Genomic DNA, 6602 nt, shown 5'->3' with positions numbered 1-6602 from the left:
ATCATCGCCGAGCCCGTCGCGCCCCCGGGCCCTGCGCCGCTGCCTGACCAATCTGATCGACAAGGCGAGGCGCCACGGCGGGGGCGCGACGGTCTCGGCGATGATCGAGGGGACGAACACCCGCCTGATCGTGCGCGACCACGGGCCGGGCGTGCCCGAGGATCGGCTGGAGGCCCTGTTCGAACCCTTCTACCGGCTGGACCCGTCCCGGTCGCGCGACAGCGGCGGCACGGGCCTGGGCCTGACCATCGCCCGGCGCATGGCGGAAGTCGCGGGCGGGCGGCTGACCCTGGCCAACGCCGGGGACGGCGGCCTGGAGGCGGTCGTGGCGTTCGACGCCCCCTGACGCAAAAACGCCCGCCGTTTCCGGCGGGCGTTTCAGGATCAGGTGTCGGCGGCTTTTCAGGCGGCGACGCTGTTGGCGCCTTCGGCCGGGTCGCGCAGCACATAGCCGCGGCCCCAGACGGTCTCGATATAGTGTTTGCCGTCGGCGGCGGTGGCCAGCTTCTTGCGCAGCTTGCAGATGAAGACGTCGATGATCTTCAGTTCGGGCTCGTCCATGCCGCCGTACAGGTGGTTCAGGAACATTTCCTTGGTCAGGGTCGTGCCCTTGCGGAGCGAGAGCAGCTCCAGCATCTGGTATTCCTTGCCCGTCAGGTGGACGCGGTGACCGTTCACCTCGACCGTCTTGGCGTCCAGGTTCACGGCGATCTCGCCGGTGTGGATGATCGCCTGGGCGTGACCCTTGGAGCGACGGACCACGGCGTGGGTGCGCGCGATCAGCTCGTCCTTGTGGAAGGGCTTGGTCAGATAGTCGTCGGCGCCGCCGCCGAAGGTCTTGACCTTGGTCTCGATCTCATGGCTGCCCGACAGGATCATGACCGGCGTATTGATCTTGCCGACGCGAAGCTGGCGCAGGACCTCCAGGCCGCTCATGTCGGGCAGGTTCAGGTCAAGCAGAATGAGGTCGTAGTCATAGATCTTACCCAGATCGATGCCTTCTTCACCCAGATCGGTCGTATAGACATTGAAGCCTTCCGACTTGAGCATCAATTCGATGCTTTGGGCAGTTGCGTGATCGTCTTCAATCAACAGGACGCGCATTCGTGCCCCTCCAGGCAAAAGCTTTGCGGTAACCACCCAGCCACACGGTTGGGTAACCTTGTTCGCAGGTTAAGACCCGAAAACCTTAAGAAGGGTTAACGCCGAGCCATTGAGTCGTTCCTAAGCTGATTTGCGAATCGCCGTCGAGAGTCTGGAGTCAACGATTCGAAATTAATTAACCATGTTTCCCTCCCCCCCCCGCGCCGGCCCCGGTTTCGCATTCGCGGCTCCGAGGCCCAGGTCGCCGACCGGGCCGATCACAACCCCAAGGCGGTTCTGGCTTCACGTCCGCTTCTGACGTTGAATAGGATCATATTCCTATCACAGACGCCGCGTCGATCTAGGATGGCGCATCAGGTTTGTGATGGGAGAGAGTGATGCTGGAGGATTACAGGGCGCCGGTCGGCGAGGAGGACCGGACCAAGGCCGGGCTGGCGGTGCATCTGGTGGCGGCGCGCACCGGCGCCCTGCCCGACCGGATGACGGCGCGCGGACGGCTCGACCCGCTCAGTTCACGCGCGCGCTGGCTGGCCATGTATCTGTCCCACATCGCCTTCGGCTGGACGCTGGAACGGGTCGGCCATGTGTTCGGCATGAACCGCACGACGGTCAGTGCGGCCTGCCGCTGGGTGGAGGACGAGCGCGACAGCCGCGCCATCGACGACCTGCTGGAACAGCTGGAGGCCTGTATCGCGGGCCTGTACGACGCGCCGCGCTGGGAGATGCCGCAATGAGCCGCGCCGTCGAACGCGCCCGCGACCTGCTGGTCCGGTCCGGCGCCTGGCTGTCGGCCGAACACGGGGTCTATGCGCTGCGGCTGGGCGCCGACCGGCGCGGCCGCGTCAGCCTGACCCTGGCCGAGCCCGAGTTCCGCGCCCTGATCGACCGGCCCGGCCTGCGCCGTCGCCCCCAGGGCGGCTGGGTCGCGCGCCCGTCCGGCTGCGAAGGCCCTTCCGCCCCGCCGGGCCGACCCGGCGTCATCGACGGCCAGCGCACCCTGATCGACGCAGAGGGCCGCATGATCCGTCACGCCGCCAACCTGGGCGAAAGCCCCATCGCCTGGCTGGCGCGCCGCCGGGACGCGGCCGGCCGACCCTGGCTGACCCCGGCCGAGGCCGCCGCCGGCGAACGCCTGCGCACCGAGGTGGAACAGGCCCGCGCCGGCCCGTCCCTGACCATGCGCTGGGACGCCCTGCCGCGCGCCGGGGCCGGTTCTGCGGCGCGGGTCGAACCCGGCGACCGCGCCCTGTCGGCCGGCCGTCGCGTCGAAGAGGCCCTGACCGCCGTCGGTCCGCGCCTGCGCTCCATGCTGACGCGGATCTGCGTTCACGGCGACAGTCTGAAACTGGCCGAAACCGGCCTGGGCCTGCGCCGCCGCCAGGGCAAGACCCTGCTGAAACAGGCGCTACAGGCCTTGGCGGATCACTATGGGATCGGTTGATGTCACAGGTATTTCATCCAGGCGTGCGGGCTGCGCCGTTTGACGCCGGCGAACCAGCGGCAGGCGTACCAGCAGGGCACGGCGACCCCGGCGGCCAACAGCCACAGCCAGGCGACGTTCGGCACGCCGAAGCCGTCGCCCTGGTTGGCGCCGAACAGGGCCAGGGCCGACAGATAGACCAGGTGCAGCCCGTAGATGTGGATCAGATAGAAGAACAGCGGCGCCCCGCCGAACACGGCCAGAACGCCCGTCAATCGGGACGGCGCCTGTTCCAGGCCTGCGAGAAGCAGGGCGCCGAGGCCCAGCGTCAGCAGGATGAAATCGGCCGACGGCGGATATTTGGTCAGGTTCAGCACGCTCATGACGGTGTGCAGCGGCGTGGCCTGGACGGCCCAGGGCGTCGGGTCGCCGTAGACATTGAGGCCCCGGAGCACGATCAGCAGCGTCAGGGCGGTCAAGCCGGTCAGGACCAGCCGCCGCAAACGCAGCGACGCATCCCCGACGAACCACGGTCCGATCCCGTACCCCAGGGCCGCCACCCCGATCCAGGGCAGCAGGGGATAGGAGGTCCGCACCTGACCGCCCCAGGGCAGGTCGATCAGGGTGCGGTCGTGCAGCACCGCCCACAGGACATGACCCGGCTGGCCCGCTGTGATCGTGATGGGATCCAGCAGATTGTGGCCCAGGACGATGATCAGGCCGACGGCGATCAGGGCCGGACGCGGCAGACGCACCAGGGCGGCCAGGGCGATCATCGACAGGCCGATGGCCCAGATGACCTGAAGATAGATGATCTGGGGCGTGAAGGAGAAACTCCAGCCGAAGCCGACCAGCGTCAGCTCCAGCACCACCAGAAACAGGCCGCGTTTCAGCAGGAAGTCGGACGCCGCCCGTGCGCCGACCGCCCCTCCCCCTCGGCCGTTGCCGTACAGCCAGGCGCCCAGTCCCGTCAGGGCGATGAACACCGGTGCGCACAGATGGGCCGACAGCCGGGTGAAGAACAGGGCCGGAGACGTCGTCTCCAGGTTCATCGGGTCCGAGACCTGGGCGTGGATGAAGAAGAACTCCCGCGCATGGTCCACCAGCATCAGCAGGATGACCAGGCCGCGCAGGGCGTCGATGGAACGGATACGGCCGCCCGAATGGACCTGTTCGGGCGGTGCGACGGAAGCGGGCGCAAGCGTTGCGGCGGTTGACATCATCAGGCGGAAGCGGATAGCCGATACTTTATAACGTTTCAACGGAGTATCACGTGTCCCTGCTTTCGAGCTGCGCCAGCCTGTGCCTTCTGGCCGCCGCCAACGCCGGATCCCCTGCCGCGCTGGAGCCGACCCTGGAGCCGGGCGAGGCCGCGACCGTCGGCGAGATCGTGGTTCTGGGTCGTCGCACAGCCCCGCACGATCGCACCCTGGGCGTCGGTGCGGTGACCGAGCGGATGTCTCCGTCCAGCCGGTCGATCGAAAGCGACCTGCTGAAGGCCGTCGGCGCCACCCGCCTGTCCGACGCTCTGGAACTGGTCAGCGGCGTCAGCCAGCAGAACAACCGCGGCGGGGTGATGGACAATTTCGCCGTCCGCGGCTTCCTGGGCACGCCCGACGGCGGAGCCGAATATTATGTCGACGGCTTCCTGGCCAACCGGGGCATGGCGCCGCCGCGCGACCCGGCCACGGCCGAGCGGATCGAGGTTCTGAAGGGCCCGGCCGGCGCCCTGTTCGGCGACATCGACCCGGCGGGCCGGATCAATATCGTCTCCAAGACCCCGCGCTTCACCCCCGATGCGGTCTTCACCGGCACGGTCGGCTCCTTCGGCCTCAGGCGCGGCGAACTGGACGTGACCGGCCCGATCTCGGACAGCCTGGCCGGGCGGCTGGTGCTGGCGGGCGAGACCAGCAGCGGCTGGCGCGACCATGTCGGGATGGATCGCACCTCGGTCGCCCCGTCCCTGACCTGGCGGCCCAATGACGCCCTGCGCCTGACCTATGTGGGCGAGTTCACCGTCTTCTCGACCCTGTTCGACCGAGGCATGCCCGCCGTGAACGGCGACGCCCTGGCCCTGCCGGAGTCGAACTACTACGGCGAGCCCAGCGACGGCCCGACGCGGTTCCGCAACGAACGGCACCAGATCACGGGCGAATACCAGATCAGCGACGGCTGGAGCCTGAACGGCGGCGTGGCCTCGCGCGGCGGTTCGCTGCGCGGCCTGTCCAGCGACCATTCGCGCCTGGTCGGCGAGACGCTGTGGCGCCAGCGCCGGGGCCGCGACTTCACGGTCGAGGACCTGTCGGCCCGTCTGGAGCTGAACGGCGTGGTCGCCACCGGCCTGGGCGTCCACACTCTGGGCTTCGGCCTGAAGGCCTATCAGCTGACCTATGGCGAGAAGTGGCTGCGGATCAATCCGACGGCGGCCAATCCCTATCCGATCGACCTGTTCAATCCCGTCTATGGCGCGGTCCCCAGCCCCACGCCCCTGCCCTTCACCGACAATCTGGAAACGCGCGAGGTCATCACCCTGTACGCCCAGGACCTGTGGGAGGTGAACGACCGTCTCAGCCTGGTCGGGGGCCTGCGCTGGGACGACTACAGCCAGACCATCCGCAACAACCGCACCGGCGCCGTGGGCGAGAACAAGGACAGCCCGGTCGATTATCGCTTCGCCGCCCGCTATCGCCTGACCGACGCCCTGACCGCCCACGCCAGCTATGGCCAGTCCTTCGTGCTGAACTCCGGCACGGGCCGGACCGGCGCCGGCTTCGCGCCCGAAGAAGGCAAGGGCTATGAGATCGGCCTGTCCGGCGCCTGGGAGGGAATCGACCTCGCCGCCACCGTCTTCGACATCGAGAAGACCAACATCCTGACCAGCGACCCGGTGGACGCTAACTATCTGGCGCCGGTCGGCAAGCTGACCTCGCGCGGGATCGAGCTGGACGGGTCGGTGCGGGTGGGCGAGGCCTGGCAGGTGGTCGCCAACTACGCCTGGACCGACGCCAAGGCCGACGACAAGGCCTTCGCCACCGACAATGTGCTGAACGTGCCGGAACATTCGGGCTCGCTGTTCGTGGTCGGTCGTTTCGCCACGACCCACGGCACGGACTGGTCGATGACGGCCGGCGCCGCCTATGTCGGCGACCGGGCCGCGACCCTGACCACCGACGGGGTGCGGCTGCCCGCCTACTGGAAGGCCAAGGCGGCGGTCGAATATGGCCTGACGCCCCAGGTCACGGCGCGGGTCGAGGTCGACAACCTGTTCGACGAACGCTACGCCGCCAGCTCCTACAGCGCCCTTTGGATCTTCCCCGGCGCCCCCCGCAGCCTGCGCGCCTCGCTGCGGATCGCGCTCTGACGGGCGGGGGCGCGGGTCGGAACGATTGGCAGACGCGCGCCGTCCCGATAACACGGCGGTCTTGGATCAAGGGGAGACGCGCGTGGGATTGGGACGCTACATCAAGGGCGTGATGTCCAGGCTGGCCCCCGGCGGGGCCGCCGCCAATGGGGCGCGCTCCGCCAAGGCGCGGCGGATTCGCGACCTGCCGGATCGGCGTGTGATGGCCGAAAGCTATGTGCCCGCCCTGGCCGCCGACGGCGGACGCATCCTGTGGGTCGGGTGTCGCGAATATACGCTGGACGACTATGCGGCGCTGGAGGCGAACGGCGGCGAGGTCTGGACCACCGACATCGACCCGTCCGCCGAACGCTGGGGCCGCAAGGGCCGCCACCGCACCGGCGACGTCTGCGAGGCCGACGCCCTGTTCGGCGACCTGACGTTCGACGCCGTCGTCTGCAACGGGGTGCTGGGCTATGGGGTGGACAGCCCCGAGCAGCAGCGGCGGGCCCTGGCGGCCCTGGCGGCGGTCTTGCGTCCCGGCGGGCGGCTGTTGGTGGGGGGGGACACCGACAAGATCGACGACCCGGGGGCGGGGGGCCCTGCCGCCCCCCCCCCGGCTCTTTTATACATCTCCCAGGCCACCAGACCCCCTAGCCTCTCGGATTCCGTCTTTTGCTTGTAAAAAAAAAACCGCCGCTACGAAAGAAGACGATACTATCGATGATCATGCGGCAG

General features: G+C 68.4%; 7 protein-coding genes. 5 read left to right on the top strand and 2 right to left on the bottom strand.

Annotated features, from left to right (window positions below):
- The coding region (locus ER13_RS15130) for a sensor histidine kinase (RefSeq protein ID WP_035310550.1) at positions 1 to 346 on the top strand (346 nt) is incomplete at its 5' end.
- Positions 347 to 402: 56 nt separating this feature from the next.
- Here the strand turns inward: ER13_RS15130 and ctrA are convergent.
- Entirely contained in the window at positions 403 to 1104 is a 702-nt protein-coding gene (gene ctrA / locus ER13_RS15125; RefSeq protein WP_008260932.1) for a response regulator transcription factor CtrA, read from the bottom strand.
- A gap of 377 nt (positions 1105 to 1481) precedes the next feature.
- Here ctrA and ER13_RS15120 point away from each other — a divergent pair, with 377 nt between their 5' ends.
- Both ER13_RS15120 and ER13_RS15115 read left to right on the top strand, forming a co-directional pair.
- Positions 1482 to 1838: a helix-turn-helix domain-containing protein gene (locus ER13_RS15120; RefSeq protein ID WP_050771595.1), complete on the top strand. Its 357-nt coding sequence runs from the start codon at positions 1482 to 1484 to the stop codon at positions 1836 to 1838.
- On the top strand, positions 1835 to 2545 hold the full coding sequence (locus ER13_RS15115; protein WP_035310548.1) for a DUF6456 domain-containing protein: 711 nt from the start codon (positions 1835 to 1837) through the stop codon (positions 2543 to 2545). The genes ER13_RS15120 and ER13_RS15115 overlap by 4 nt, the downstream gene beginning before the upstream one ends.
- Before the next feature lie 2 nt (positions 2546 to 2547).
- Here the strand turns inward: ER13_RS15115 and ER13_RS15110 are convergent, their stop codons facing one another.
- Entirely contained in the window at positions 2548 to 3747 is a 1200-nt protein-coding gene (locus ER13_RS15110) for a DUF1624 domain-containing protein (RefSeq protein ID WP_035310546.1), read from the bottom strand.
- A gap of 50 nt (positions 3748 to 3797) precedes the next feature.
- Between ER13_RS15110 and ER13_RS15105 the strand changes: the two genes are divergently transcribed.
- On the top strand, positions 3798 to 5885 hold the full coding sequence (locus ER13_RS15105; protein WP_035310545.1) for a TonB-dependent siderophore receptor: 2088 nt from the start codon (positions 3798 to 3800) through the stop codon (positions 5883 to 5885).
- An 82-nt stretch (positions 5886 to 5967) separates the two neighbouring features.
- Positions 5968 to 6549 carry a methyltransferase domain-containing protein gene (locus tag ER13_RS15100; RefSeq protein ID WP_052005152.1) on the top strand — a complete coding sequence of 194 codons (582 nt, stop codon included), beginning with the start codon at positions 5968 to 5970 and terminating at the stop codon, positions 6547 to 6549.
- The last annotated feature ends 53 nt before the right edge of the window (positions 6550 to 6602 follow it).

This window comes from Brevundimonas sp. EAKA (genome assembly GCF_000698025.1).
Classification (GTDB): Bacteria; Pseudomonadota; Alphaproteobacteria; order Caulobacterales; family Caulobacteraceae; genus Brevundimonas; species Brevundimonas mediterranea_A.
This window is presented reverse-complemented; position numbering and strand designations above follow the sequence as displayed.